Source organism: Pseudomonas sp. AGC41, assembly GCF_057334555.1.
The window spans coordinates 55,200-79,419 of sequence record NZ_JBHFJB010000028.1 but is presented as its reverse complement, the minus strand read 5'-3'; the positions used below and the strand labels follow the sequence as shown (position 1 = coordinate 79,419).

Genomic DNA, 24,220 nt, shown 5'->3' with positions numbered 1-24,220 from the left:
CTAAAAAATCAACCGTCTCGAACCAAACCGAACAGTCCGCATTCAGCTTTTCGGCTGTCCTTGACCATCATCTGTCGCAACGTTCCCGTCCAAGCCTATGCGAGGACGACACCGTGGCCGATCACTATCAGTTCAACCTGGGCTCATTACGCAGCAGCATCTCCCTGACACTGCATACCCACCACGCCGCCCGAATCTGGCAAGGTCGAACCGCACGCGAAGGCGTCCACTCGATCATGGGCATGGCGGGCTACATCAGCGTCACTAACCTGATCAAACAAGCCGCAGCGCAGGACGATCCTTATGCCGACTGGGCGATCGTTCAGCTCGAAGAAAAATTGATGCTGGCCAAGGCTGGGATGCTGGAACTGACCCAGCAGTTGGACCGGATCAGACAAGAGCTGCCGACGCAGATCGACATGAGCGATAACCTCAACATCCATCCCGTCACCTTGCCGTTGTACATCGGCAGCCAACTGGGCTTCCTCGCCGTTTACCTGCTGACTGACTACGACACCTTGGTGCGACATACCCTGTTGGCCCATCACACCGCCTTGATCGGTCGCCGAGACATGGAAGCTTGGATCGACGACGGTGCCCACCTGCTGCGTAGCCTGTTCGGCCAGGCCCAGCGCTATCGGCATGCTGGCGTCACCCGTGAAGACATGGCGGCGAACAACGCTCGTGCTCTAGCGGCCATGGAGAAGTTTGGATTACCCCCTATGGACATCCTTGAGGGGCATCGCCGCTCCCAGTTCGCGCCACCCATCGTTCGTCGTGGTGCTGTGGCGGTGGATGACGCTGACGCGTTGGCGGAGAACGCGGTAGAGCCATCTGCGACAGTAGACGAGCCGGAGGACGAAGCATGAAGCCCATTATCTCGACTCAGCCAATCCCCCTCGAAACACTCACACCGGATTCCTATCGACAGCTCGAACACGCTGCCTCCCTAAAAGGCCTTTTAAAACCTTTTAAGGGTAAGGGGGAGCTGGAATACCTGGCGCAGGTGGCGAGGGAAACCGAAGTGCAGTTACGTCGTCTGATGGAGGCTGTGGCGCAGCAGGCCGGACAACCGCCTTACTCGCTGCTGGATATTCGATTGGTGCTGCAGAACACCAGTGCGCGCAGCACCTTTTTGCGATGGCGCACCCGTGACTTCGCCCGTATGGGCGTTGCGGTCTGGGAACGCCAGGCCTCCAACAAGGCCTTGCCGCAAACCGTACGCGAGGCATTGCACCGTTTCGAATGCGAGCGCATTGCACTGAACTTGCAGATGAGTGTGGTGCATTCGCTCTACCGTCAGGCTTCAACCTGCGCGATCAAAATGGCCAGCGCCGAACGGCTGCTGCGCCATTTCACACCAGCAGCGGAGATATCACGATGAGTACTTTTTTCGTCGGCGAAGGCAACATCGGCAGTGCGCCAGAGTTCCAGGAGTTCCCGTCAGGCAATGACGAGCCACGGCGTTTGCTGCGCCTGAATGTGTACTTCGACAACCCCGTGCCACGCGATGGCAGCTATGAGGATCGAGGCGGCTATTGGGCGCCGGTCGAGCTCTGGCACCGCGAGGCTGAACACTGGAGCACGCTGTACCAGAAAGGCATGCGCGTGTTGGTAGAGGGCCGCACCGTGCGCGATGAGTGGGAGGACAGTGAAGACAATGCCCGGGTCACCTTCAAGATCGAGGCGCGTCGTGTCGGCATCCTGCCTCATCGCGTGCAGAACGTGGCCATGCGGGAGCGCTCAAGTGAATCAGCCTCGTCTGCGGCTCCCGTCGGGCAGGCTACAGACCAGGCCAGCTCGCCTGCGTCGAAGTCCAAAAAGCGCAGAGGGCAGCCACCATCGGCATGACGGGCTTGAGGCATAAAAATTGCGCATTTGCGCGAAGTTCCTGGCCTGTCATTACTCGCTGCTCGTGAAGCACTGTCGTCCACATGACTGCAACCTAGCAGCCTCGCCCCCATTCAAGACTGCCCTCACCGACTAATATGAGAGACCTGTCATTCAGGTTTCTCATAGCTCGCCATTGCTGTTTCCAACAACGCTGCTGCGAACTCAACCCGGAGCAGTTCTATGCGTCTCTTTCTCTGCGAGAAACCCTCCCAAGGTCGTGACATCGCCAAGGTTCTCGGAGCCAGCCGACGTGGCGATGGTTGCTTGATTGGTCCCGAGACAACCGTCACCTGGTGTATCGGTCACCTGCTGGAAACGGCCCCACCTGAAGCCTATGGCGATCAGTACAAAACCTGGTCGTTGGATCATCTACCGATCATTCCCGCGCAGTGGAGAGTTGAGGTCAAACCCAAGACTGTCGCGCAGTTCAAAATCATCAAACACCTGCTCAGCGAAGCTACCACCGTCGTCATCGCCACCGACGCCGATCGCGAAGGTGAAATGATTGCCCGCGAGTTACTAGAGCTCTGCAACTACCGTGGTTCTGTTGAGCGCCTCTGGTTATCCGCACTCAACGAGGCGTCGATTCGCAAAGCACTGTCCTCGCTGAAGTCTAGTCAGGAGACCTTCCCGCTCTATCACTCAGCCCTCGCCCGCAGCCGCGCCGATTGGCTGATTGGTATGAACCTCAGTCGTTTGTTTACCCTCCTAGGACGACGGGCGGGCTATGACGGCGTGCTGTCGGTTGGACGCGTCCAAACACCCACTTTGCGCTTGGTGGTTGAACGAGACCGCGCGATTGCCAGCTTCGTCTCTGTGCCGTACTGGGTGGTGGATGTGCATCTGTCTTCAATGGGGCAACCCTTCATCGCGTCCTGGATACCGCCAAGCTCAGGACGTGACGAAGCCGGTCGCTGCCTGCAGCAGGCGCTTGCCAGTCAGACCGTCCAAGCGATTTCTAGCAGCAAGACCGCCACAGTAGTCTCGCTGCAGACTGAGTATTTGCGCGAAGCGCCACCCCTGCCTTTCGACCTGAGCACACTGCAAGAAGTCTGTTCACGCAAGTTGGGACTCGGCGCTCAGGAAACGCTGAACATCGCCCAAACCTTGTATGAAACCCACAAAGCCACCAGCTATCCGCGCAGCGATTGCCGTTATTTGCCAGAGAGCATGTTCAACGAGGTAGCCGCGGTATTCGATGCCCTGCTCAGAATGGATCCCGCGTTACGCCCAGCGCTCGGAAGCATCGATCGATCATTGCGCTCACGAGCATGGAACGATGCCAAGATCACCGCGCACCACGCCATCATCCCCACCACCGAGCCGGCGAACCTTGAGCGGATGTCAGAACAAGAGCGCCAAGTCTACGAACTGATTCGTAGCCACTACCTCGCGCAATTCCTGCCGCATCACGAGTTTGATCGAACCGAGGTCGAACTGGAGTGCGGCGCCGAGCGTTTGTCTGCTGTTGGCAAACAGATCCTCGTCCAAGGCTGGAAAGGCTTACTCTCCGACAACGCCGAAGACGATGAACCCAGTCAAAAATCCCAGGTGTTGCCCGTCCTACAGCAGGGAACGCGGTGCGCAGTGGACAACGTCGAACTCAAATCCATGCGCACAGCTGCGCCCAAACCGCTCACCGAGGGTGATCTTATCAAGGCGATGAAAAATGTGGCCAAGCTGGTCAACGAACCACGCCTGAAACAGAAACTTCGGGACACAACCGGTATCGGCACCGAAGCCACGCGAGCCGGCATTATCAAGGGGTTGATTGATCGCGGTTACTTGTTGAAGAAAAAACGTGCATTAACGGCCTCCGCAGCGGCCCATACCCTAATCGAAGCGGTACCCGCAGCAGTCGCGGATCCGGGTATAACAGCGATCTGGGAGCAAGCTCTGGATGAAATCGAAGCGGGACGTCTGACCTTGGATGCATTCGTTGCCAAGCAGGCGCACTGGATTACGCAGTTGATCTCAAACAGCGGAGCACTCACCTTGTCAGTACCGGTCGAAGCCGGGCCTGTCTGCCCCATTTGCAACGCCTCAATGCTTAGGAGGAAGGGAAAATCAGGACCGTTCTGGTCATGTTCCCACTACCCGGACTGCAAAGGCACTGTGCCGATCAGCAAAGGTATACGTCGTCCATGAGGCACCATTGGCGCTCACATGAACCTCGGGGGTGCTGTCAGTGCATCATCAACGGCGCCTGATCCTTCTCCAAGTCGTCTAGCGGTTGTCCGATTTCACGGGCCAAGGCGATGCCTGTCGCGATCCATATCTGCCCCAGTTCATTGAACGCTTTCAGGTTAGCAGGATCTTCGTTTAGCCAATGAACGAGGCTGTCGAGATGTTCGGGGCTATCAGGGCAGTCATGGATCTTGATGAACAGCTCCAGCGTTCGATCCCAGATCAGATCCATGTCGTTCTCGTGCTGCTCATCCATGCTCAACTTTCCTCCATTTGGTCCTATCAGACCGCTCAGTCTCACTGGTCACTACGGGCTCTAATTCCTGGAGGAACAGATGTCACGTCGCGACAAACAGGTAATTCAGTCAATATAACAACCCTATAAGTCGATACTCAACCGTTAAGGATGTTCATGTCAATGGGTCTTTGCTCAACCATTCGGGTTGAATTGGAGAGCTCATCACTTGGCACATAAACATCCAACCCAAGCCCAAATCGGGCGCATGATCGCGAAGCACCGCACCCAGCGTAATCTGACCCAGGAAGAGGTGGCTGAACGCCTGGGGATCGGCAGCGAAGCCATTTCGCGCCTTGAGCGGGGGGTGGTGGAGCTTTCCGTGGTCAAGCTGATGCAACTGGCGGACATCTTCGACTGCCGGATGGATGAACTGCTGACGGAGTCGAGCAATCGCCCCAACGACCAGGGACAGATGATCGCGGGCCTGCTGAACGGCCTTCATGAAAGTGACCGTGCCTTTATCCTAACGACCATCGAACAGCTGGCCGCTCATCTCAGTAGCAAATAACCTCTCAGCACACTGGCTTGACGTCGTCCCACCCCCTCTGCTGTAGTGCCTCAGGATCATCGCCAACGGCGACCCAAGACCGATTCGCTCCGGGTAGCTCGGTCGGACTCCTTGAGTTCGGAGCCTTCTCTTCTGCGGAATTCCACTCCCGCTTTGTGCTCGACCGGATCAATGTGGCGGATGACCACTGTTGCCTCTGCCAGGTAGCAGCGGTCATCCGCTACGGCGATCGCATTCAGTCCCGGAGCCCGCCGGGGAAACACTGGGCACCCTTTGTGCGCGGATGCGTGCCAGCATGTTCCGACCCAAGCCACGACAAGGGCCGGGTGGCGAATCGAGATGCCGTTAAACGAGTTTGCGAGGAGCTTGTCGACTGCGTAAGTTCGCCAAAGGTGGTTTTCCTGTTCCTCGCCTGGCGCCCCGCCAGGCCCACTCTTCACTTTTTTCCGTCCAGTCATTGCCACTGAATTCCGGCCTAAAAAAATCGGCTTACGGCGTCTTGACGCTCCCCTTTGACAGGCTTATACAAAGGGCGTGGTTCGCTGTCGTTGACAGCCCAGCCCAGGTAGCTTGAACCTTCAAGGCTACGCCACGCTCGTGGTGGTTTACCCAAGCGCGATCAGCATTCGGAGGCTCGCACGATTACCGCTTCAGCGGTGATGAATGCCTACTACCCTAGGTCCGCAGATCTGCCGCGGATTTTTTCTCTGCTGTCCCCCTATTCTCCAGGCGCATCGATCTGATGGTCATCGGCTTGCCGGTGACGAGTCGTTCATCGTGCGCCTTCATTTTACCCACCCTGACGGGGCTCACTTCCCCGTCAGGGGTTGTGCGTCGCCGTTTTCCCTTGAAACAGGAGAACCACCATGGCCCACGCCAACCAATCCCAAGAAGCGACTACTTATTTCAATCTGCACACCGTCGGTATCGGCTACCTCAACCGTGTTCGTGAAGTACAAGTCCGTCGCGGCCAGCCGTTCATGGCCTGCGATATTGCGGCTCTGCATGGCGCCACTGATGCAGTCGAGTACACCCGCTTCGACTGCAAGGTCGCGGGAGGCGAAGCTGAACGCTTAGTACGTCTCTATAAGAACGCCGTCGAAGCCGAGAAAAAGGTCTTGCTGTCGTTCCGTATCGGCGACCTGTGGATCAATCCATTTCTCTATGAGAAAGGCGATAAACAAGGTCAACCGGGCGCCAGCCTGAAAGGTCGTCTGCTGTTCATCGACTGGATCAAGGTCAACGGCGTATTCGAGTACAAAGCGCCCGCCAGGCAGGAGGCAACAGCACCTGCTGAGCCAGCGCCAAACAGTGTGCCATCCCCAACGTCGGCTGATGCCGAAGCTGAGGATACCGACAACCCAACAGAGACCAGGATCAAACCTGAATCTGCACCCACTCCCCGCACGGCCCGCCGTGTTGCCACACGTACTGTTCAGTCCGCCTGAACAATCCACGATGTTTACATCAAGGCGCTCAATCGAGCGCCTTTTCTTCAACCAGCACAGGAGAGCCCATATGGAATCCTTCTGACTTTGCGACGATTGCATGTTTGCTGCGGCTTACGAGGACTACAGCACGTTATCGCTCTACTACACGACGATGAAATCGAGAAACGCATCGCCGGTCTCCATCGCAGGCTGGTTCGGCTAATGCCCATCAGTGCCGACTTCGACCCCGAAACTGGCCAGGGTATAAGAACTGCCTCTCCATTGCCCTGCGACGGTTGTGATTCACACCTGCACGGACAACGCCACCGATTCACTCGGCTGTAAACAACGCGTCACCGGGCAATGCCCGTGACTCTATATCCACCTCGGGGACAACACTCCCCCTCGGGTGTGTACCCCCGGATTGTTCCCTTCGGAGGTCCCCATGAGCACCCAACTCACCCTGATTGAAACATCGGATGTCGAGGCTGATCGTATCGCCCAGGAAAACCAGCTAATCGACGAAGCGCTGCACATTCTGGATCGTCGGCTGTTCACCCGCGGCCCCAACCTGACGTCACCTGACGCAGTGGCCTCATATCTGAAACTTCATCTTGCGCAACAAGAGCATGAAGTTTTTGGTGTGATTTTTCTCGATGCCCGCTATCGCGTTCTGGCGTTCGAGATCCTCTTTCACGGCAGCATCGATGGCGCCAGTGTTTATCCCCGCCAGGTCGTCAAGCGCTCCCTCGCACATAACGCAGCAGCCGCCATTGTTGTTCACAACCACCCCTCCGGTTGCACGGAACCCAGCCTGGCGGATCGCGCCTTGACCGCACGGTTGAAAGCGGCGTTGGACTTGATCGAAGTTCGTGTACTGGATCACTTCATCGTGGGTGAAGGTCGCCCACTTTCTCTTGCCGAATACGGCTGGCTTTAACCCTTACAGGCGCCTTCGGGCGCCTTGTTCATTTTCATCCTGGAGAAATACTCATGGACTCCACTACCCAAGCCCCAGCCATGCTGGGGGCCTCAAACCCATTCGTTCGCGGCTATGACAATCTATTTATTGAACGGCTGCTGCAAATCACCTACGCGAACGACTGCCCTCCCTGCTTTCGCTCCATACACGACTCACAAGCTCATCTACCCAACGATGCGCTGGAACTGTTCGCCTGCCTGTTCAACGACGACTTCGCTCTGATCAGCGAGGGTCAGGCCATTCCGGATGAATTGGATGAACACTGCCAGTCCACCGGGCTGGTGCGGCAAGTGATTTATGCCGTGACTAGCGAGATGCTCAACGAACGACATCATGTCGGTGACCTTTACTCCCTGGAAGAAGCCCAAGCCATGGTCCACCGTTTGAGCTTCGACACAGGACACTACAGTCGAGCCTGGGAGATCAGTACCGCACACCTGACTGACGAAGCACTGCGCCACTTGGCAAGCCGGGGTGGCAATGTCAACTCCAGGGCAACCGGACTGCTGTTTGAACCCTTTGCCCTACCAGACTGCAATGGCGTCGGGTGTAAGCTGATCGGCACGCCCTGGACCGACGATAACTTGGTGAAGATCGACGGCAATCCTTACTCTTCGCTGAGGCAAGAGCAGCTCGACGCCGGTACGCCAGAGGCCTTGGTCAACGTACTGTATCTGGCGGCATTGGCGGATGTGAGGTTGTTGATCTTCGACCCCGACGCTGCCGTCTTGGATGGGCTAGCCATTTTTGATGAGTAGCAATGCCTTCAGCGTTAATACGACTCGCCTTGAGTCAACTTTCTCACTGATTGGCTCCTTCACCTCATGTCAGGTTCTGCACTGAATCTGACATGAGGTTTTTTCCATGGAGCGTTTTTTCACGCCTGTCTGCCTGGTGGGCTTGCTGAGTGCCTGCACTGCGCAAATCCCAACCCCATTGCCGACTAATCCAGAGATTGACGGTGGCTCCAATCGGCCCCAGTTATCGAGGAACCCGGCCGACGAAAGCCATCCGTCAGAGCTCCGCTATGGCCGCTATACGCGGGTCAGTACCGAGCCCACGGCAGAGCAACGTGATCTTCTCGCTCAAATCATTGACGTGAGCATTCCGTCCAACCTGAATCCCTCGGTACAGGAGGCGATGCACTACGTGCTGCAGCGCTCGGGTTATTCGCTCTGCACTTCTGCCGAACCAGTAAAGATACTTTTCACCCGGCCTCTGCCCGCAGCTCATTACCGGCTCGGCCCGATCCCATTACGTAGCGCACTGCAGGTACTGGCTGGCCCCGCCTGGCAACTCACGACCGATGAGGTCAGCCGTTCGGTCTGCTTCGAACGGGAGAAAAATGACGCTGGCACCGTGCAGATCACACCAATCTCGTCCCATCAGTCGGAGGCACGCCCATGAAAGCCCCGACGTTTCAAACCCTCATTGTCGGCTCACTTTGCCTGGCGGTCTCCGGGCTGAGTGGTGGTTTGTATAACCAGTATCAACGCGTGACCGAGCTGGAAAATGCGAACACCCAACGCCTACAGGCCCTGGACACCCTGCAACGTGATTCAACCACTCTCATGGATGCACAGGAAAAGCTGCAGTACGCACTGAAAGACCTGAAGCAGATGGTCGATACCGGTGAACAACAGGCCAATTCCCTCAATCCGATGTTGGATCAATGGGCGCAAGAGATACAGGAGCTACGCGACGGCCTGGCAGACCGTGCCACCGAAGCCGACATGATCGCGCTACGCGCACGACTTGAGCACGTTGAGCAGCAACTCTTGGCCCCCAAGACCCAGCTATCACTCCCAGCACCGACGCCCTCCTCGGACAAGCCGAAAAAAGCCTCTCGCCCAAAACCTGCCCCGCTCTCGCCGCCATTCTCAGTGTTGGGTGTCGAATCTCGCGGTGGCGAGCACTTTCTGGCCGTATCACCTCCTGATAGTCGCTCGCTCAAGGATATCCGGTTGCTGCACAACGGCGAGCAGCTCGGCGCCTGGCAGCTGAAGGTGCTAGAGCCGAACGCGGCCATCTTCACGGTGCCCACTCAGCCAGACCAGACCGTGCAACTCCCTTGAGAGGCGATCATGAGCCGAGCGCTACTGTCTCCCGTCGTATGTCTCGTTTCATTGCTTAGCACGGGCGCAGCGATGGGCAACCCTGTCACGACACCCTCGCGGGCCCAGGACACACAGTCCACTTCGCTGGGGCGCTCGCACTCTGAACAGGCGGCAAGCTGGGGGCTCACGGAGCAGGAGTGGACACGCTTCGAACAGATCCAAGCCGGCCCGCGTGGTTTCTGGAGCCCGAACCTCGATCCACTGACTGCGCTCGGCGTCGAGGCAGAGACCGACCAAGAGCGCCAGCGCTATGCCGAATTGCAGGTGGCGTTGGAAGCCAAACGCGCCGAGCGCGAGTTGGCTTACCAAAACGCTTACACCGCGGCTTGGGCCAAGCTGTTTCCTGGGCTGTTGCCGATTCAGGGTATGGCATCCCCGCCCGCTGCTAGCTCACCGGTAGAGCCGCGCCGTGCTCTGTTTGTCGAAGACCATTGCCCTGCGTGCACCGCTGAAGCGCAGCGTCTGCAAAGCAGTGATACAGCGTTCGATATCTACCTGGTGGGTAGCCAAGGTGAGGATGAACATGTCCGTGGCTGGGCGCGGCAAGCAGGCATTGATGCGAGCAAGGTCCAACACCGGCAAATCACCCTGAACCATGATCGCGGGCGCTGGTTCAGCCTGGGAGCCCCGGGACCGTTACCCGTCACATTTCAGCAGGTGAACGGACAATGGCAACGTCTCGATTGATTGCTATTGCGCTCCTGCTGACGGTGCACGCCGTCCGGGCAGACGAACTTCCGCCTCCGGCTTATCAACTGGCAGCGCATGACACCAACGTCCCTTCCACGGTGTTGTTCGCGATAGCCCTGCAGGAGAGTGGCGCCCGCCTCCGTGGTCGACTGCTGCCCTGGCCCTGGACGCTGAATATTGCCGGTAGCCCTTACCGTTTCGCCAATCGTCAGACCGCCTGTCACGCCTTGCTTCAGGCGCTTGCTCGGTATGACGCCAAGCGGGTCGATGCCGGGCTTGGGCAAATCAACCTGGGTTATCACGGACAGCATTTTTCCAGTCCCTGCGAAGCCCTCGAACCCTACCGCAATCTGGCCGTAACTGCCGCGCTGCTGCAAGAGCATCACGCCGTCACCGGTGATTGGGTGTCAGCTGCTGGCCGATATCACCGCCCGGCAGGAGGAACGCCGGCCGCACGTTACCGCGCCGGCTTTTCTCGACAACTCGAACGACTGCAGGTTTCCTATAAACAGGGCACACCACCATGAAGCGAATTCCCAGCGCGTATTACTTCGCCGTGCTCTTGGCTGCGCTCGCCCAGCCGGGACTGTCGTTTGCAGAAGTTCAGCCTGGCGGTTTCACCCGCCCCCAGTTTGAAGCTTCCAGGCCGCCAATAAACAACAAGACCCAGCCTGCTCGGGCCATACATGCAGACCTATCTGCATTTGCCGATGAAACCTGGATACTGCCCGTGCGCAGCTCCCACTTGAGCCCAGGCCAAATCACAACTCGCACCCTGGACATGCCGGGCTTGCAGCCATTTTTCCTTGTCGGGGAGGATCCCCAATCGTTGGTTTGGCTGCATCAGCGTGCGACTGAACTGCAAGAAACGGGGGCGGCCGGCCTCGCCGTCGAAGTGACCGATACTGAAGCCCTGGCCCGAATTCGAGCAGCCGCGCCGGGCATCACCATCCTGCCGGTCAACGGCAACGACATCGCCTCTCGCCTGAAAATTGAGCACTACCCTGTCTTAATCACAGCCACCTCACTGGAACAGTGAGTCTGGGTCATGGCCGAGCATGCGATGGAGTCCAAGCTCCGGCCCGCAGTCGAGCTGTATACCGTGGCGATCTGCGTCGCCGCGGCGGTGTTATGCGTGTATTCGCCCTGGGCCGTGGCCCTATCACCCGAGATCGGTCTGATTGCGGCGCTGGCCTATGCCCTGTTCGGTTTGATGCGCCTGCGACAAGCCTGGGAGGTGTTGCGCTATCGGCGCAATATCCGCCGGCTGCCTCGCTACGAGCTGACCAGCCGGCAGATTCCGGTGAGCCGCAAACGTCTGTTCATGGGCCGAGGCTTTCGCTGGACCCGCCTGCACACCCAGCGCTTGGTCGAGGCCCAGGATCCGGCCGTCGCTCACTACGTCGACCAACCGACCCGTTACCGCCTGGCACGTGGACTCGAACGTCGCCTAGAACATGCACCGTTTCCGCTCTCGACACTGGCCCTTGTCACGGCCTGGGACAGCGCCTTTAATCCGCTGCGCCCTTTACCCCCAGTCGGTGGCTCACCGCTGTTGCATGGGGTTGAGCCCGACGAAACGGAAGTCAGTCTGCCGCTGAGTGAACGAGTCGGACATACCCTGGTGCTGGGCACGACCCGTGTTGGCAAGACGCGGCTCGCCGAGGTGTACATCACCCAAGACATCCATCGCGTTGAACACGAGGTGGTGATCGTCTTCGATCCGAAGGGCGACGCCGATTTGCTCAAACGCATGTACGTCGAAGCCAAACGTGCAGGTCGAGAAAAGGAGTTCTATGTTTTCCATCTAGGCTGGCCGGAGATCTCCGCCCGCTACAACGCCGTGGGACGTTTCGGGCGCATCTCGGAAGTGGCGTCGCGCATCGCTGGGCAGCTCAGTGGTGAAGGTAACTCGGCGGCGTTTCGCGAGTTCGCCTGGCGTTTCGTCAACATCATCGCCCGCGCCCTAATCGAGTTGGGCCGACGTCCGGACTACCTGCAAATTCAGCGACATGTGGTCAACATCGACGCGCTGTTCATAGAATACGCCCAGCAGTTTTTCGCCAAGACCGACCCAAAAGCGTGGGAAGTGATTGTCCAGCTTGAAGGCAAGCTGACCGAAAAGAATATTCCCCGGCATATGGTCGGGCGCGAAAAGCGCGTGGTGGCCATCGAGCAGTACCTGGCGGTGAAACGGGTATTCGATCCGGTACTGGACGGACTGCGTTCGGCGGTACGCTACGACCGTACTTACTTCGACAAAATCGTGGCTTCGCTATTGCCGCTGCTGGAGAAACTCACCACCGGCAAGACCGCCCAGCTACTGGCCCCCAACTACACCGATCTGGATGATCCGCGGCCGATCTTCGACTGGATGCAAATCATCCGAAAGCGCGGCATCGTCTATGTCGGCCTGGATGCGCTGACCGATGCCGAGGTGGCTGCCGCCGTGGGCAATTCCATGTTCGCCGACTTGGTCTCGGTTGCGGGCCACATCTACAAACATGGCATTGACCACGGCCTGCCCGCAGGCAGCAGCAGTGAGAAGCTACCGATCAACCTGCACGCCGATGAGTTCAACGAGTTGATGGGCGACGAGTTCATCCCGCTGATAAACAAGGGAGGTGGCGCCGGCATTCAGGTGACGGCCTACACCCAGACCCTCAGCGACATCGAAGCGCGAATCGGTAACCGGGCCAAGGCCGGCCAGGTGATCGGCAATTTCAACACCCTGCAGATGCTACGCGTGCGTGAAACCGCTACCGCGGAGTTACTCACCCAGCAGTTACCCAAGGTCAACGTTCTGACCAAGACTCTGGTCTCGGGCGCTACAGACACCTCCGATCCTGAGGCCAATACAGACTTCACTTCGTCTTCGCAGGATCGCGTCAGCAGCACCAGTGTGCCACTGATCGAACCAGCGAATATCGTCAGTTTGCCCAAGGGGCAGATGTTCTCCTTCCAGGCCGGCGGCCAGCTCTGGAAAGTCCGCATGCCTTTGCCTAAGCCCTCCAACGACGATGCCATGCCCAAGGACCTGCAGGAGCTCACTCAGCGGATGCGAGCCACCTATAACGAACAAGCAGGGCAATGGTGGAGCGCAAGCGGAGGCGGCCCAACAATCAACTTCGATCTGGATCAGGTGGGGTAGCCCGCCCCGTTACAGGTTTTGATTCAGCAAACAGGTATTCGGCAGGCGCCGTGGCAGCATCAACTTAACGGTGCGCAATGGAGTAAAGGATGGCGACTTCCGTACAGAACACGCCGCCACAACCGATCCAGCGCCCGGGATTGATCGTCTCGGTTATTGGCTTGGTCTTACGCATTATCGGTTTGCTGATCGCCTCGTTGCTGTTCTCGATACTCATCGAGTACGCCGGTTTGCTGCTGTTCTGGGGCGATCAGGGTTGGCGGCACAGCCAAGCCATGTTGGCGAACGAACTGGGCTGGCTGAGTGAGCACTTCAAATCTTCTCTCATCCTCCAACAACCTGGACAGACGATTGTCCAGTGGCTGGATTTTCTCAATCAATGGTTATTGGTCAAGACTGGCTTCGCGGACTTCGCACGGCAGGCGCGGGTGTCGAGCCAGGGCAACGGCTTCTGGAGCTGGATCAACCAGCTCTACGTAAGCATCGAGGACTTCGTAATGGCCGCTGTGTATGTGGCCTTTACCTTCGTGGTGCGCCTGACCATTCTAGTCCTGGCAACACCACTATTTTTGTTGGCCATGCTCACTGGTTTTGTCGATGGTTTGATGCGCCGCGACCTGCGCAAGTTTGGAGCTGGGCGAGAAAGCAGTTTTGTTTATCACCGCGCTAAACGAGCAGTGATACCTCTGCTGATCGTGCCTTGGATAATTTACCTGTCCTTGCCCTTTTCGCTCAATCCTATGGTTGTATTTTTGCCTTGTGCCGTAATGCTTGGCATCACAGTAGCAATCACAGCAACGACATTTAAGAAATATCTCTGAAGATGGGTGCAGAAGTGGGACCAAGATTCGCACTGAGGATTCAGCATCCTCAGTAGCAAAGAAGGGCCCTTACAAAGCCCTGGTCAAATCGATCTTACTGAGTACGCCACGACTCTACAACGTCCGCGCCAAACTCGACTTTCCATTCTTTCAACTGCCGATGGTTACCTCCCTTGGTTTCGATCAGCTCACCAGAGTTCGGATTTTTGTAAATTTTCACATCGCGAGCTTTACGAGCTGGCTTTACAGGGGCTGCTCTCGATGCTGAGGAACGACGGCCAGCCTCTGGGTCCAGGATGCTAATGATGTTCTTCAAGCTGAAGCCGTACTCGCCAAGCAACGCCCGCAATTTACTTTCAAACTCCATTTCTTTTTTCAAGCCGGAATCACTTTTCATCGACTCAAGCTCTGCGAGCTGTTCGGCGAGTTGTTGCTCAAGCTTACGAAATTCAGCCAAACGAGACATATGAAAACTTCCTTCAGGTGAGAGTAATGAGAAACGAACATTCCAATGCTAAGCGATGATTCGCTCTTCGTCACCCATGCTGCCTTATGCATGAGCCGACCCACTCACTGCCTCATGAAAAACACATCGTTTTTGGACTGAGAGCTGTCTGAGCCTTCTTTTGCGCCGAATCGATTGCCGATGTATGTGTGAGTAAACCTATTCGGTTCTCCTCCGAAAAAGCGATACATCCTACCTCGCGTTTAATGCTGAATAATCCGCCCCCTGACTTGATTCTGCTCCCAGCTCCATACGGGATAGGATCATGTCGACTACCGTCTTTCGCTGCTTACTACTCTCGCTAGCTATCGTTCACGGCAGTAGCTATGCCGACTCGGCTCATGAGCAGGATCAACTCAGCCTTATCCAGCGGCAACTCGACACTCTCGAACGTCTTGCGACGCGAGCTAAGGTAGCCAGCACGGCTGAACCAGACGATCGCTATCGCTTCGACTATCCCCGCCTAGTTCAAGACATCCAGCGCATCCACCAAGGCGTGCGGAGTTACCTATCCCCGTCCCGTGCTCAGCCCCGCGACCCCGATGAGCTGGTCGGCGATTACCGCCTCGACACTCCGATTGCGGAGGCCTCGCCATGAGCATGACTGACGCTCAGATCGCAGCATTCCAAAACGCCACCGGCTTCGCACCGCAGAGCAGTTCGACGCTGTGGCTGTCCCTGGTTCTCGTTCTGGCGTTGCTCTGGTGCGCCTGGGTGATGTGGACGGCTTACCGGGGATGGGCGGCCGGCAGTGTGCGCTTCGGCGCCTTCGGTGGCAGCGCCATGCGCGTGCTGCTCGCATTGTTGGTCCTGATGTTCTTCACCCTTTCCTAATCCAGGAGATCGCCGTCATGCTCAAGTGCCTTGTCCCCCTGAAAAACAACATGCGTGATCGCGCGAGCCAGCGCTTGATTGGTCTGCTGCTGGTGCTCGGTCCAAGCCTGGCTTTTGCCGAACTTCCGACCATGGAAGCTCCTTCACGGGGTGAAGGCTCCGGGTTGATCGAGACGATCAAAAACTACGCCTACGACGGCGGCATCCTGCTTGGTCTGCTGATCGCTCTGCTCGCGTTTCTCGGCGTGGCCTGGCACTCCCTGACCGTCTATGCCGACGTGCAGAACCAGCGCAAGACCTGGAAGGACCTCGGCGCGGTGGTTGGTATCGGAGCGCTATTGGTGGTGATCATCATATGGTTCCTGACCAAGGCAGCCGCGATTCTGTGAGGTCGACATGAACGACAGTATCGAACGCCTTGCCGACGGCACCTTGGTCTTTCTGCCGGAGCGACTCAACCGTGACCCCGCTGTATTGCGCGGTTTGACCAATGATGAGATGTGGGTAGCACTCGGCATCGGCGCCGTCATTGGCCTTCTGCTGGGCGTTCCTCTGGCAATCGCCACCGCTTCCATTGCCGTCGCGCCCACCAGCATGATCGCGGGCATGGCGGTGGTGTTATTGGCCGGTGGCACGCTACTGCGTCGGGCCAAACGGGCCCGCCCCGAGACCTGGTTGTACCGCAAACTCGAATGGGTACTCGCCAGCCGTTGGCGCCTGGGGCGCGGAAGTTTGATTCTGCACTCCGGCGCCTGGACGGTTCGCCGTTCGCGTCGACTGCGCCCTGCCCTATCCCGGTGGCAGCCATGAGCCGATTTCGGAACAAGGTGGATGCCCAACAGGCCCACATCTTCAGCCTGCGTCTGGCGGTAATGATCCTTGCCCTGGTCTGTGCCGGGCTCTGGTACGGCTGGCGCTCGGCACCGACCGATCTGACCGTGCATGTCCCCCCGGATCTGCGCTCGGGCAGTACGCGTAAGTGGTGGGATATTCCCTCAGAGAATGTCTACGCCTTTGCCCTGTACATCTTTGGCCAACTCAACCGCTGGCCTTCGGATGGCGAGCAGGACTATCGCCGCGCCATCTATGGCTTGCAGTCCTACCTCACCCCCGCCTGCAAGGCCTTCCTCGATGGCGACTACGAGTACCGCAAGGCCGCCGGCGAGCTGCGCCAGCGGGTGCGTGGCGTCTACGAAATTTTGGGCCGAGGCTATAGCGAAGATCCGGAACTCAGGGTCAAGCAACTTGATCGCGACAGCTGGCTGGTCAGGCTCGACCTCAATGCCGATGAGTATTACGCCGCCGAGCCGGTGAAACGAGTGGTGGTGCGTTATCCATTGCGCGTGGTGCGATTCGACTTGGATCCCGAACGCAACAAGTGGGGTCTGGCACTGGACTGTTATCAGGGCACGCCGCAAAAAATTTCCCTGCCTGGAGGTGAGCCATGACGCGGATTTCTACCCTGGGGATCATCATCGCACTGATGCTATGGGGAGTTGCAGCGCAGGCCGTCGAGCTGATGCACTGGGAACGCCTTCCTCTTGCGGTCCCGCTGGTTATCAATCAGGAGCGAGTGGTCTTTGTCAATGAGGCTGTTCGAGTCGGTGTGCCCTCAACCCTGACGGGCAAGCTGCGCGTGCAATCAACCGGCGGCACGCTGTACTTGCGAGCGTCGGAAGCCATTGCTCCGACCCGCCTGCAACTGCAATCGGTCTCGACGGGAGAGATTATCCTCCTGGATATCGCGGCCACTCCTGGTGATCAACCGTTGGAGCCTGTGCGTATTCTCAAGAATGTTCCGGTGCAAGCTACCGAGGCTGAATCGAGCACCGTACCTGTTTCAGAACGTACACCGATCCCGGTCGCTTTGACGCGCTATGCCGCACAGAGCGTGTACGCGCCGCTGCGCACCGTAGAATCCCTACCCGGCGTACGCCGCGTACCGCTCAAGCTGCGCACCGAACTGCCGACCCTGCTGCCGACTGAAAACGTGTCCAGCACGCCCATCGCCGCCTGGCGACTCGGTGATTACTGGGTGACGGCGGTGAAGTTACGCAACCGTGGTGTAGCGACGGTGCAACTCGATCCGCGTCAGCTTCAGGCCAAGTTGTTCGCCGCGTCCTTCCAGCATGCTTTCCTCGGGCCTGTCGGCAGCCTTGAAGACACCACGATTGCCTACCTCGTCACCCTCGGTGCCGGCCTCGAACGCGCCGTGCTGCTTCCGCCCATTGCGCGAGGTGCTGACAATGAAAGCTAACGCCTTGCTCAAATGGCTGGTACCGGCTGTGCTGTTAGGCGTGGTGTTCATCATCCTGAAAAGTTGGGTCGCGGGTGGTACCTCGCCTTCGTCAGAAAGTCCGGCTGCTCAGGACAACCTCCAGTTATCCGCCGAGCAGGCCAAGTCGCTCGGCATTGCGGGTGATACCCCACGCGACACGGTTGCCACCTTGGTCGGCCAGGTGAAGGCCATGCGCAGCGATATGCTCGGCCTGAAAAAACACAACGATTCGCTGCAGACGGAGAACAACCGCCTTCGTGAGAGGGAAAATAGTGTTGATTCGCGCATCCGGACCGCGCTTGGCAGCGTAACCCAACAGGTCGACGAAGGCCGCCGACAAGCTAACGAAGTCCGACTCAAAGCAGAACAAGACAGTCGTCAGGCTCGCGGTCTGCTGACGCAGTTGCAGGAACAGTTGTCGGGGCTGACCGGCAAAGGCAAGGATATGCCGATCGGACTGGGGCTTGAGCCGGGCGACGGTACTCAGTTCGAAGGGCAGCATTCTGTCAATGATGCACTGCAGTGGATAGAGCCCTCGGATGCTCTACCCACCGACGCCCAGGGCAAAACCAAGACCGCGTCCGCCCTGAGTCTGCCTACTGCCTTCAACTCACTGGAGGGTTTGAAGGACAATGCCATCGACCGCAGCCAGAAGCAGTTACGCGAGGTTACCAAGGGTGAACGTGACCTGACACGCTCCGCTGATCGTAACGAAGGCGCGCAGCCGATCTACACCATTCCCGAAAACGCCACGCTGATGGGCTCGGTCGCCATGACCGCGCTGATCGGCCGGGTCCCGGTGGACGGCACCGTGAATGATCCCTACCCCTTCAAGGTGCTGGTTGGTCCGGAGAACCTGACAGCCAACGGCATCGACCTGCCGGACGTCGCAGGGGCCGTGATGAGCGGCACAGCCTCCGGCGACTGGACCCTGTCGTGCGTACGCGGACAGGTCGAGTCAATTACCTTTGTGTTTACCGACGGCACCATTCGCACGGTGCCCCAGCCGAAGGCAGTAGCCAGTCGCAATGCCTCCACCACCCAGAGCTCAAACACCGACAAGATTCGTGGCGGACTCGGTTACCTGTCCGATCCGTATGGCATTCCTTGCATTGCCGGTGAGCGCCGCTCAAACGCTCAACAGTACCTCGGCAGCCAGAGCTTGATCACGGCGGCTGGCGCAGGTGTCGCTGCCTTGCTCGGGGATGAGCAGAACAACAGCAGCGTGATCAGTTCAGGCGACAGCACGCTCGGGATCACCAGCAGCAGTGGCAATAGCGCGCTGAATTCAATTCTCAGCGGTGGGGTCAGCGACATCCGTGAGTGGATCAACAAACTCTATGGTGAGACCTTTGCTGCCGTGTACGTGCCACCGGCCGCCCAAGTCGCGCTGCACCTCGACCATGAGATCACCATCGACTACGAGCCCAAGGGCCGGAGTGTTCGCCATGAAAAAGATCATGCCTCCCTACCTAATCTGGATTAGCGTGTTCTGCTGGGGCCTGGCAGGGTGTTCCACCGACAAGGACACGCTGCTGCCCCATGGCGAGCAAACCATGCTGGACATCTGGAACGGCGCCGGTTCGCAAGGCACTCAACAGCAACTGCTGGAGGCTCGGCAGCAGCTACGCCGCCCGCTGGCTCAGGCAGATGTCTCCGCGCCTCTCCAGGAACCGTATACGCGCACCGCAGCGAACGAGATCCACAATCTGTTCCCGCGCCTGCCCAATCCCGATCTGGTGCTGTACGTGTACCCGCACCTGAGTGGTACCGAGCAGGCACCGATCCCAGGTTACTCGACAGTCTTTCCGTTCTACCAACAGGTGCAGTACGCATTGCCGGGTGAACGTCAGGAAGACTTGTAGTGCGTACCGGCGATTCGGGCAGCCGCACTTCTGCGTGGAAAGCCTGGCGCCACCCATTGCGCCCTCGTGCCACCTTGGCCGATGAAGCTGCACTGTATGCACACAACCCCAGCTTCACCGATCATCTGCCTTGGGTCGAATACCTCGACACCGAGCAGTGTTTTCTCCTGGATGACAATCGCTCGGTAGGCGCGGTGTTCGAGTTACTGCCCATCGGCACCGAGGGACGCGAACCCGATTGGCTGATGGCCGCCCGCGATGCCCTTGAAGATGCCCTGCAGGATAGCTTTGACGAACTGGATCAAGCGCCGTGGGTGGTGCAGTTTTTCTGCCAGGACGACAGCGACTTCACCCCCTACCTGACCCGGCTCACCGATTATATTCAGGACAGCGCGCGAGGCACGGTCTTCACCGAAACGTTTTTGGAACTCAGCCGTCGTCATCTGAAGGCCATCGCCAAGCCGGGAGGTCTGTTCGAGGACAAGGCCGTCACGCGCCTACCCTGGCGCGGCAATAATCGACGGGTGCGCCTGGTGATCTATCGCTGGATTGAGTCTGGCGCCGAGGAGATGGGACTCAGTCCAGTGCAATCCCTGCAGCAGGCTTGCGAACGTATCGTGGCTTCGTTGCAGGCATGCGGGGTGCAATCGACGCGAGTCGATGGCCAAGGTCTGTATGCCTGGTTATTGCCCTGGTTCAATCCGGCACCCAGGCTCACCGACGAAGACCCCGAGGAATTCTACCGCCGCGTGGCCTATCCGGAGTCGGGCGACGGCGAGTCGCTGGAACTGCCCTTCGATCATGACTTCGCCGAGCGGCTGTTCTTCAACGAACCGCGCTCGGATGTCCAGCACGGGCTCTGGTTTTTCGATGATCAACCCCATCGGGTCATGGTGGTGGACAAGCTGCGCCGAGCGCCCTTGATTGGTCAACTCACCGGAGAAACCCGCAAAGGTGACGCGGTGAATGCACTGTTCGACCAGTTACCCGAAGGTACAGTCATGAGTCTAACCTTGGTGGTCAAACCGCAGGATGTGCTCGAGGAGCAGTTGAACCGCCTGGCGCGCAAAGCCATCGGTGAAAACCTGGCCTCGACCCAGACCCGTCAGGATGTCGAAGAGGCTCGCGCGGTCATCGGCCGCCAGCACAAGCTGTACCGGGGAACCCTGGCCTTCTACGTGCGTGGTCACGATGAACAGCAACTGCACCAGCGCTCGGTCAGTCTGGCCAATGCACTACTGGGTACGGGCCTGCAGCCGGTACGTGAAGGCGACGAGGTTGCCGCCTGTAACAGTTATTTGCGTTGGTTACCGATGGCCTACAACCCGGCCCGCGACACGCGTAACTGGTACACACGCCTGATATTCGCCCAGCACCTAGCGAACCTGGTCCCGGTGTGGGGTCGCAGCACCGGCACCGGCCACCCGGGCATCACCCTGTTCAATCGTGGTGGCTCGCCGTTGAGCCTTGATCCGTTGTCACGCCTAGACCGGGCCATGAACGGCCACCTGCTGCTGTTCGGCCCGACCGGCGCCGGTAAGTCGGCCACCCTGGTCACCCTGCTGATGCAGGTCATGGCGGTGTACCGCCCTCGCCTGTTTATCGTTGAGGCCGGTAACTCATTCGGCTTGCAGGGCGACTACTTCGCAACGCAAGGCCTGTCGGTCAACAAGGTCCAATTGAAACCTGGTACCGCGGTCAGCCTCGCCCCGTTCACCGATGCCTGGCGCCTGGTCGGGCAGCCGGATCAGGTGGCGAGTCTGTCGATCGATGAGCTGGACGATGAGACGGTAGCCAGTCGCGAAAACCAGCGCGATGTTCTAGGCGAACTGGAAATCACTGCCCGCCTGATGATCACCGGCGGCGAGGCCAAGGAAGAGGCGCGCCTGAGTCGAGCCGATCGCAGCTTGATCCGCGAGTGCATCCTTGACGCGGCGCAGGCCTGCGTCGCCGCAGGCCGGCAGGTGCTGACCCGAGACGTGCGGGACGCGTTGCTGCGCGTCGCCGCCGACACGCACTTGCCGGAGAAGCGTCGTGAGCGTGCCCAGGAAATGGGTGAGTCCATGGACCTGTTTTGCCAGGGTTTCGAGGGTGAACTGTTCGATCGTGAAGGCACGCCTTGGCCCGAGAGCGATGTGACCCTTGTCGACCTGGCCATTTATGCTCGCGAAGGCTATGAGGCTCAAATGTCCATCAGCTACATCAGCCTGATGAACACCGTGAACAACCTTGCTGAGCGAGATCAGTACCTGGGCCGACCGATCATCATGGTCACCGACGAGGGCCATATCATCACCAAAAACCCACTGCTGGCGCCATTCGTGGTCAAGGGGACCAAGATGTGGCGCAAGCTCGGAGCCTGGTTCTGGCTGGCGACGCAAAACCTTGCCGACTTTCCTTCCGCCGCGCAGACCATGCTGAACATGATCGAATGGTGGATTTGTTTGAACATGCCGCCCGCGGAAATCGAAGAGATCGCACGGTTCAAGAAACTCACGCCGGCACAGAAAGCCTTGCTGCTCTCCGCCAGTAAGGAGCCGGGTAAATACACTGAAGGGGTCGTGCTATCGAAGAAGCTCGAAACGCTGTTTCGGGCCGTGCCGCCGAGTCTTTATCTCGCCCTGGCCATGACGGAGCCCGAGGAAAAAGCCGAGCGCTGGACACTGATGCAGAGCACCGGCTGCTCGGAATTGGAGGCGGCTTATCGGGTAGCTGAGCGGATTGATAGGATGCGAGGAATTAAGTGAAACGGAGCTGATCCTAGGTTTCGATCAACCCGGCAGTAAATCCTTGAACACCTTCTCCACGTAGGCCTGCATGAACCAGTCAGGGATCTCATCAGCCCTGAACTCAAGGTCGGTCCCGTCCGTTACTTCAGCGAGCAGCACCAAATCAGCGCCGGAGTTATCAAAGATATAAGCCCGGTTCGAGGCTGCGATGGCTGCTGGCAATAGGTTCAGGCAACGACCGTAGCGCTGCACAATTTTTTCCGTGGGGACTGGGTGCCCACCTGCCGCGACACGGTTCTTGACCCTGTTGATATTGATGTCAGGATCTTCAGTGGCAACAAAGTAAAGGTAGGTTCGATATCCCGACGCTTTTGCCTTAAGCATAAAAGCGACTTTGTCCTCGCTAGACATCACCGTTTCGAAGGTGAAAGACAACTGGGCTTCAAGGAGCTTGTGCCGCATGAAATCAGAGAGCACGGAAGCAACATAGGAGTTCATCGCGACGGACTGGAAATTCAGGCCGTTATTGCTGAAGCCTATTTTGGCCGCCTCTTCAACGAGCTGGGTCGACCGAATCAGTCGGTGCGCCTTGATAAAGCCGAGAACCTCGTCACCTTCGACTTCCAGCTGAAAATCGCTGAACTCCAGTCGTCCGCCCTCTTTGGCAGCCTTTTCGATTTCATCCGGGTTGATGTAGATCCCGATCAGGTGAGAAGGGACGGCACTTTTCATTGTGCTTTTACCGGAACCATTAGGGCCGGCAAACACCCTCAGCCGAGGGACGGTCATGAGCAGCGGTGCACCTTGATAATCCCGCCCAAGGTCACTTTATGCTTGGGCTTGGCCACTCGAATAACCTTGTGCTTACCGTCGGCAGTCGTCTCAACGAGCTTGCCGTCCATGACTTCCATCACGCTGCGTCCGGCCGCCAGCGCGTTGATATAGGCCGTATTGATCGCACCTTCTGCCATGGCTGGGATTTTACCCTCCAGTCGGCTCACCAGATCGTCACTCAACACTTGGTCGGCTTTCATATCGCGCTCCACGTTCTCAGAGCGTGCAGAATCTGCACTTATCAGAATCCTAGCTACGTAAATCTGTTTGTCACAAACCAACGCCATTTCTGTCAGATCTCCATTCTAGAGGAATGGAGCCTGGAACCATACCTTCCAGTAAATTTTCCCGTGTAGGCCATATCGTCAGGGTTGGAGCCGCACGGCTACGGTGAAACGCCTTGAAGTCGTTGCTGAATTCTCAATAAAAATCCTGCTTCGAAAGCATCCTGAGAGTCTCCTGCCGGACAAGTCTTCCGTGCCTGCGCCAGTTCCCACCACAGCGGTACGTCACCGGGTGTATTAAGCCAGGCCTGGGCGCATTGCACGCCGCGTTCGATCATAGGCGCAAATTCGCTGCCCCACGGTGTCAAAAGGCTCGGGCAGCCGTCCGCCGCCGGAATTGAAACGTAATTTTCGTCCATAGACACCTTAGCTTTCGATTATTTATTAATGCTGGGTCTGTCCCAAGCAGCATAGAAACAAAACTGGTACTTCGCTTAAGCATCAAAAAAGAGCCCAATCAGGCCAATGTAGACTATATCCCGTGGATTGAGAGTCCCTCAAGGCGCAGTTTGCGCGCATGACTCAAGACTACGAACAGCTCCGTCTGCAACTGGCGGAGAACATCCGCTCGATGCGACGTGTGAAGAACCTTACCCAGGAGCAATTGGCGCTCATGGCCGAGGTGGATCGTACCTATGTGAGTCAAATCGAACGAGGCGTAGGCAACCCGTCGTTATTGGTCCTCTGCAAACTCGCCAACATTTTCGAGATCAAAACGGATCAGTTGCTCATCGAGTCTGACGCGCTTGCTCGTACGCTGAGCGCTGAATGACCCTCTGCTGATCTAGAAGATCGTTATAATCCGACAATCCTG

30 protein-coding genes and 1 pseudogene are annotated in these 24,220 nt (G+C 58.1%); 26 read left to right on the top strand and 5 right to left on the bottom strand.

All coding sequences use genetic code 11. From position 1 onward, the window contains the following. Positions 1 to 113 precede the first annotated feature (113 nt). From ACE04F_RS05100 to ACE04F_RS05085, 4 genes are all read left to right on the top strand, one after another. Complete coding sequence (locus ACE04F_RS05100) at positions 114 to 869, top strand: PFL_4669 family integrating conjugative element protein (RefSeq protein WP_486105306.1); 756 nt, start codon at positions 114 to 116, stop codon at positions 867 to 869. Further along, a complete protein-coding gene (locus tag ACE04F_RS05095) occupies positions 866 to 1,384 on the top strand; it encodes a DUF3158 family protein (RefSeq protein ID WP_486105305.1) in 519 nt (172 codons plus the stop codon). The genes ACE04F_RS05100 and ACE04F_RS05095 overlap by 4 nt, the downstream gene beginning before the upstream one ends. Next, positions 1,381 to 1,851, top strand: coding sequence for a single-stranded DNA-binding protein (locus ACE04F_RS05090; protein WP_486105304.1), 471 nt, complete (start codon positions 1,381 to 1,383; stop codon positions 1,849 to 1,851). The genes ACE04F_RS05095 and ACE04F_RS05090 overlap by 4 nt, the downstream gene beginning before the upstream one ends. 222 nt (positions 1,852 to 2,073) lie before the next feature. Beyond that, on the top strand, positions 2,074 to 4,041 hold the full coding sequence (locus tag ACE04F_RS05085; RefSeq protein WP_486105303.1) for a DNA topoisomerase III: 1,968 nt from the start codon (positions 2,074 to 2,076) through the stop codon (positions 4,039 to 4,041). A 37-nt stretch (positions 4,042 to 4,078) separates the two neighbouring features. On the opposite strand, the gene ACE04F_RS05080 is transcribed toward ACE04F_RS05085, so the two are convergent. Then, positions 4,079 to 4,336 carry a hypothetical protein gene (locus ACE04F_RS05080; protein WP_175361385.1) on the bottom strand — a complete coding sequence of 86 codons (258 nt, stop codon included), beginning with the start codon at positions 4,334 to 4,336 and terminating at the stop codon, positions 4,079 to 4,081. A gap of 208 nt (positions 4,337 to 4,544) precedes the next feature. On the opposite strand from ACE04F_RS05080, the gene ACE04F_RS05075 reads away from it, so the two are divergent. From ACE04F_RS05075 to ACE04F_RS05020, 12 genes and pseudogenes are all read left to right on the top strand, one after another. Next, complete coding sequence (locus ACE04F_RS05075; RefSeq protein WP_486105302.1) at positions 4,545 to 4,886, top strand: helix-turn-helix domain-containing protein; 342 nt, start codon at positions 4,545 to 4,547, stop codon at positions 4,884 to 4,886. Positions 4,887 to 5,752: 866 nt separating this feature from the next. Next, on the top strand, positions 5,753 to 6,334 hold the full coding sequence (locus tag ACE04F_RS05070; protein WP_486105301.1) for an STY4534 family ICE replication protein: 582 nt from the start codon (positions 5,753 to 5,755) through the stop codon (positions 6,332 to 6,334). Between the two features lie 100 nt (positions 6,335 to 6,434). Next, positions 6,435 to 6,661, top strand: a pseudogene (locus tag ACE04F_RS05065) (hypothetical protein). Positions 6,662 to 6,761: 100 nt separating this feature from the next. Continuing rightward, the gene (radC, locus tag ACE04F_RS05060) at positions 6,762 to 7,256 is read left to right on the top strand and encodes a RadC family protein (RefSeq protein ID WP_486105300.1); all 495 of its coding nucleotides are present in this window, start codon (positions 6,762 to 6,764) and stop codon (positions 7,254 to 7,256) included. 53 nt (positions 7,257 to 7,309) lie between these two features. Then, on the top strand, positions 7,310 to 8,056 hold the full coding sequence (locus tag ACE04F_RS05055; RefSeq protein WP_486105299.1) for a DUF5983 family protein: 747 nt from the start codon (positions 7,310 to 7,312) through the stop codon (positions 8,054 to 8,056). 106 nt (positions 8,057 to 8,162) lie between these two features. Next, positions 8,163 to 8,705 carry a PFGI-1 class ICE element type IV pilus protein PilL2 gene (gene pilL2, locus ACE04F_RS05050; protein WP_486105298.1) on the top strand — a complete coding sequence of 181 codons (543 nt, stop codon included), beginning with the start codon at positions 8,163 to 8,165 and terminating at the stop codon, positions 8,703 to 8,705. Then, the gene (locus tag ACE04F_RS05045) at positions 8,702 to 9,373 is read left to right on the top strand and encodes a chemotaxis protein (protein ID WP_486105297.1); all 672 of its coding nucleotides are present in this window, start codon (positions 8,702 to 8,704) and stop codon (positions 9,371 to 9,373) included. The genes pilL2 and ACE04F_RS05045 overlap by 4 nt, the downstream gene beginning before the upstream one ends. Before the next feature lie 9 nt (positions 9,374 to 9,382). Then, complete coding sequence (locus tag ACE04F_RS05040; RefSeq protein ID WP_486105296.1) at positions 9,383 to 10,102, top strand: TIGR03759 family integrating conjugative element protein; 720 nt, start codon at positions 9,383 to 9,385, stop codon at positions 10,100 to 10,102. Next, a complete protein-coding gene (locus ACE04F_RS05035; protein ID WP_486105295.1) occupies positions 10,084 to 10,632 on the top strand; it encodes a lysozyme family protein in 549 nt (182 codons plus the stop codon). The genes ACE04F_RS05040 and ACE04F_RS05035 overlap by 19 nt, the downstream gene beginning before the upstream one ends. Then, the gene (locus tag ACE04F_RS05030) at positions 10,629 to 11,144 is read left to right on the top strand and encodes an integrating conjugative element protein (protein ID WP_486105294.1); all 516 of its coding nucleotides are present in this window, start codon (positions 10,629 to 10,631) and stop codon (positions 11,142 to 11,144) included. Before ACE04F_RS05035 ends, ACE04F_RS05030 begins: the two co-directional genes overlap by 4 nt. A gap of 9 nt (positions 11,145 to 11,153) precedes the next feature. Next, positions 11,154 to 13,256 carry a type IV conjugative transfer system coupling protein TraD gene (traD, locus tag ACE04F_RS05025; RefSeq protein ID WP_486105293.1) on the top strand — a complete coding sequence of 701 codons (2,103 nt, stop codon included), beginning with the start codon at positions 11,154 to 11,156 and terminating at the stop codon, positions 13,254 to 13,256. A gap of 89 nt (positions 13,257 to 13,345) precedes the next feature. Further along, positions 13,346 to 14,077, top strand: coding sequence for a TIGR03747 family integrating conjugative element membrane protein (locus ACE04F_RS05020; protein WP_486105292.1), 732 nt, complete (start codon positions 13,346 to 13,348; stop codon positions 14,075 to 14,077). A gap of 94 nt (positions 14,078 to 14,171) precedes the next feature. Here the strand turns inward: ACE04F_RS05020 and ACE04F_RS05015 are convergent, their stop codons facing one another. Beyond that, complete coding sequence (locus ACE04F_RS05015; RefSeq protein ID WP_486105291.1) at positions 14,172 to 14,543, bottom strand: histone-like nucleoid-structuring protein, MvaT/MvaU family; 372 nt, start codon at positions 14,541 to 14,543, stop codon at positions 14,172 to 14,174. 304 nt (positions 14,544 to 14,847) lie between these two features. Here ACE04F_RS05015 and ACE04F_RS05010 point away from each other — a divergent pair, with 304 nt between their 5' ends. Genes ACE04F_RS05010 through ACE04F_RS04970 form a run of 9 tightly spaced genes read left to right on the top strand, consistent with a single transcriptional unit; the run spans position 14,848 to position 22,306 of the window. Then, entirely contained in the window at positions 14,848 to 15,180 is a 333-nt protein-coding gene (locus tag ACE04F_RS05010; RefSeq protein WP_027912518.1) for an integrative conjugative element protein, RAQPRD family, read from the top strand. After that, entirely contained in the window at positions 15,177 to 15,416 is a 240-nt protein-coding gene (locus tag ACE04F_RS05005) for a TIGR03758 family integrating conjugative element protein (protein WP_027912519.1), read from the top strand. The genes ACE04F_RS05010 and ACE04F_RS05005 overlap by 4 nt, the downstream gene beginning before the upstream one ends. A 17-nt stretch (positions 15,417 to 15,433) precedes the next feature. Next, positions 15,434 to 15,805 carry a TIGR03745 family integrating conjugative element membrane protein gene (locus ACE04F_RS05000; RefSeq protein WP_027912520.1) on the top strand — a complete coding sequence of 124 codons (372 nt, stop codon included), beginning with the start codon at positions 15,434 to 15,436 and terminating at the stop codon, positions 15,803 to 15,805. Between the two features lie 7 nt (positions 15,806 to 15,812). Beyond that, positions 15,813 to 16,226, top strand: a complete 414-nt coding sequence (locus ACE04F_RS04995) for a TIGR03750 family conjugal transfer protein (protein ID WP_486105290.1) — start codon at positions 15,813 to 15,815, stop codon at positions 16,224 to 16,226. Next, positions 16,223 to 16,864 (top strand): PFL_4703 family integrating conjugative element protein, encoded by a 642-nt coding sequence (locus ACE04F_RS04990; protein WP_221399177.1) that lies wholly within the window; start codon positions 16,223 to 16,225, stop codon positions 16,862 to 16,864. The genes ACE04F_RS04995 and ACE04F_RS04990 overlap by 4 nt, the downstream gene beginning before the upstream one ends. Next, positions 16,861 to 17,673 (top strand): TIGR03749 family integrating conjugative element protein, encoded by an 813-nt coding sequence (locus ACE04F_RS04985; RefSeq protein ID WP_486105289.1) that lies wholly within the window; start codon positions 16,861 to 16,863, stop codon positions 17,671 to 17,673. Before ACE04F_RS04990 ends, ACE04F_RS04985 begins: the two co-directional genes overlap by 4 nt. After that, the gene (locus ACE04F_RS04980; RefSeq protein WP_486105288.1) at positions 17,663 to 19,180 is read left to right on the top strand and encodes a TIGR03752 family integrating conjugative element protein; all 1,518 of its coding nucleotides are present in this window, start codon (positions 17,663 to 17,665) and stop codon (positions 19,178 to 19,180) included. The genes ACE04F_RS04985 and ACE04F_RS04980 overlap by 11 nt, the downstream gene beginning before the upstream one ends. Continuing rightward, on the top strand, positions 19,143 to 19,559 hold the full coding sequence (locus tag ACE04F_RS04975) for a TIGR03751 family conjugal transfer lipoprotein (protein ID WP_486105287.1): 417 nt from the start codon (positions 19,143 to 19,145) through the stop codon (positions 19,557 to 19,559). Before ACE04F_RS04980 ends, ACE04F_RS04975 begins: the two co-directional genes overlap by 38 nt. Then, a complete protein-coding gene (locus ACE04F_RS04970; protein ID WP_486105286.1) occupies positions 19,559 to 22,306 on the top strand; it encodes a conjugative transfer ATPase in 2,748 nt (915 codons plus the stop codon). The genes ACE04F_RS04975 and ACE04F_RS04970 overlap by 1 nt, the downstream gene beginning before the upstream one ends. 24 nt (positions 22,307 to 22,330) lie before the next feature. Here the strand turns inward: ACE04F_RS04970 and ACE04F_RS04965 are convergent, their stop codons facing one another. From ACE04F_RS04965 to ACE04F_RS04955, 3 genes are all read right to left on the bottom strand, one after another. Next, on the bottom strand, positions 22,331 to 23,077 hold the full coding sequence (locus tag ACE04F_RS04965) for an ATPase (protein ID WP_486105285.1): 747 nt from the start codon (positions 23,075 to 23,077) through the stop codon (positions 22,331 to 22,333). Then, positions 23,074 to 23,322 carry a hypothetical protein gene (locus ACE04F_RS04960; protein ID WP_017529804.1) on the bottom strand — a complete coding sequence of 83 codons (249 nt, stop codon included), beginning with the start codon at positions 23,320 to 23,322 and terminating at the stop codon, positions 23,074 to 23,076. Before ACE04F_RS04960 ends, ACE04F_RS04965 begins: the two co-directional genes overlap by 4 nt. A 185-nt stretch (positions 23,323 to 23,507) precedes the next feature. Continuing rightward, entirely contained in the window at positions 23,508 to 23,765 is a 258-nt protein-coding gene (locus ACE04F_RS04955) for a LasR-specific antiactivator QslA (protein WP_336072179.1), read from the bottom strand. 158 nt (positions 23,766 to 23,923) lie between these two features. Here ACE04F_RS04955 and ACE04F_RS04950 point away from each other — a divergent pair, with 158 nt between their 5' ends. Further along, the gene (locus tag ACE04F_RS04950; protein ID WP_046062023.1) at positions 23,924 to 24,178 is read left to right on the top strand and encodes a helix-turn-helix domain-containing protein; all 255 of its coding nucleotides are present in this window, start codon (positions 23,924 to 23,926) and stop codon (positions 24,176 to 24,178) included. The last annotated feature ends 42 nt before the right edge of the window (positions 24,179 to 24,220 follow it).

Excerpts from the sequence above, each read along its gene's own strand:
- ACE04F_RS05090 (WP_486105304.1), top strand. The coding sequence starts at position 1,381 with ATGAGTACTTTTTTCGTCGGCGAAGGCAACATCGGCAGTGCGCCAGAG.
- ACE04F_RS05055 (WP_486105299.1), top strand. The coding sequence starts at position 7,310 with ATGGACTCCACTACCCAAGCCCCAGCCATGCTGGGGGCCTCAAACCCA.
- ACE04F_RS05040 (WP_486105296.1), top strand. The coding sequence starts at position 9,383 with ATGAGCCGAGCGCTACTGTCTCCCGTCGTATGTCTCGTTTCATTGCTT.
- ACE04F_RS05015 (WP_486105291.1), bottom strand. The coding sequence starts at position 14,543 with ATGTCTCGTTTGGCTGAATTTCGTAAGCTTGAGCAACAACTCGCCGAA.
- ACE04F_RS04960 (WP_017529804.1), bottom strand. The coding sequence starts at position 23,322 with ATGAAAGCCGACCAAGTGTTGAGTGACGATCTGGTGAGCCGACTGGAG.
- ACE04F_RS05070 (WP_486105301.1), top strand. The coding sequence starts at position 5,753 with ATGGCCCACGCCAACCAATCCCAAGAAGCGACTACTTATTTCAATCTG.
- ACE04F_RS05035 (WP_486105295.1), top strand. The coding sequence starts at position 10,084 with ATGGCAACGTCTCGATTGATTGCTATTGCGCTCCTGCTGACGGTGCAC.
- ACE04F_RS05080 (WP_175361385.1), bottom strand. The coding sequence starts at position 4,336 with ATGGATGAGCAGCACGAGAACGACATGGATCTGATCTGGGATCGAACG.
- ACE04F_RS04955 (WP_336072179.1), bottom strand. The coding sequence starts at position 23,765 with ATGGACGAAAATTACGTTTCAATTCCGGCGGCGGACGGCTGCCCGAGC.
- ACE04F_RS05085 (WP_486105303.1), top strand. The coding sequence starts at position 2,074 with ATGCGTCTCTTTCTCTGCGAGAAACCCTCCCAAGGTCGTGACATCGCC.
- ACE04F_RS05010 (WP_027912518.1), top strand. The coding sequence starts at position 14,848 with ATGTCGACTACCGTCTTTCGCTGCTTACTACTCTCGCTAGCTATCGTT.
- ACE04F_RS04950 (WP_046062023.1), top strand. The coding sequence starts at position 23,924 with ATGACTCAAGACTACGAACAGCTCCGTCTGCAACTGGCGGAGAACATC.
- ACE04F_RS04980 (WP_486105288.1), top strand. The coding sequence starts at position 17,663 with ATGAAAGCTAACGCCTTGCTCAAATGGCTGGTACCGGCTGTGCTGTTA.
- radC (WP_486105300.1), top strand. The coding sequence starts at position 6,762 with ATGAGCACCCAACTCACCCTGATTGAAACATCGGATGTCGAGGCTGAT.
- ACE04F_RS05030 (WP_486105294.1), top strand. The coding sequence starts at position 10,629 with ATGAAGCGAATTCCCAGCGCGTATTACTTCGCCGTGCTCTTGGCTGCG.
- ACE04F_RS04995 (WP_486105290.1), top strand. The coding sequence starts at position 15,813 with ATGAACGACAGTATCGAACGCCTTGCCGACGGCACCTTGGTCTTTCTG.
- ACE04F_RS05045 (WP_486105297.1), top strand. The coding sequence starts at position 8,702 with ATGAAAGCCCCGACGTTTCAAACCCTCATTGTCGGCTCACTTTGCCTG.
- ACE04F_RS05020 (WP_486105292.1), top strand. The coding sequence starts at position 13,346 with ATGGCGACTTCCGTACAGAACACGCCGCCACAACCGATCCAGCGCCCG.
- ACE04F_RS04965 (WP_486105285.1), bottom strand. The coding sequence starts at position 23,077 with ATGACCGTCCCTCGGCTGAGGGTGTTTGCCGGCCCTAATGGTTCCGGT.
- ACE04F_RS05000 (WP_027912520.1), top strand. The coding sequence starts at position 15,434 with ATGCTCAAGTGCCTTGTCCCCCTGAAAAACAACATGCGTGATCGCGCG.
- traD (WP_486105293.1), top strand. The coding sequence starts at position 11,154 with ATGGCCGAGCATGCGATGGAGTCCAAGCTCCGGCCCGCAGTCGAGCTG.
- ACE04F_RS04985 (WP_486105289.1), top strand. The coding sequence starts at position 16,861 with ATGACGCGGATTTCTACCCTGGGGATCATCATCGCACTGATGCTATGG.
- ACE04F_RS04975 (WP_486105287.1), top strand. The coding sequence starts at position 19,143 with ATGAAAAAGATCATGCCTCCCTACCTAATCTGGATTAGCGTGTTCTGC.
- ACE04F_RS05095 (WP_486105305.1), top strand. The coding sequence starts at position 866 with ATGAAGCCCATTATCTCGACTCAGCCAATCCCCCTCGAAACACTCACA.
- ACE04F_RS04990 (WP_221399177.1), top strand. The coding sequence starts at position 16,223 with ATGAGCCGATTTCGGAACAAGGTGGATGCCCAACAGGCCCACATCTTC.
- pilL2 (WP_486105298.1), top strand. The coding sequence starts at position 8,163 with ATGGAGCGTTTTTTCACGCCTGTCTGCCTGGTGGGCTTGCTGAGTGCC.
- ACE04F_RS05005 (WP_027912519.1), top strand. The coding sequence starts at position 15,177 with ATGAGCATGACTGACGCTCAGATCGCAGCATTCCAAAACGCCACCGGC.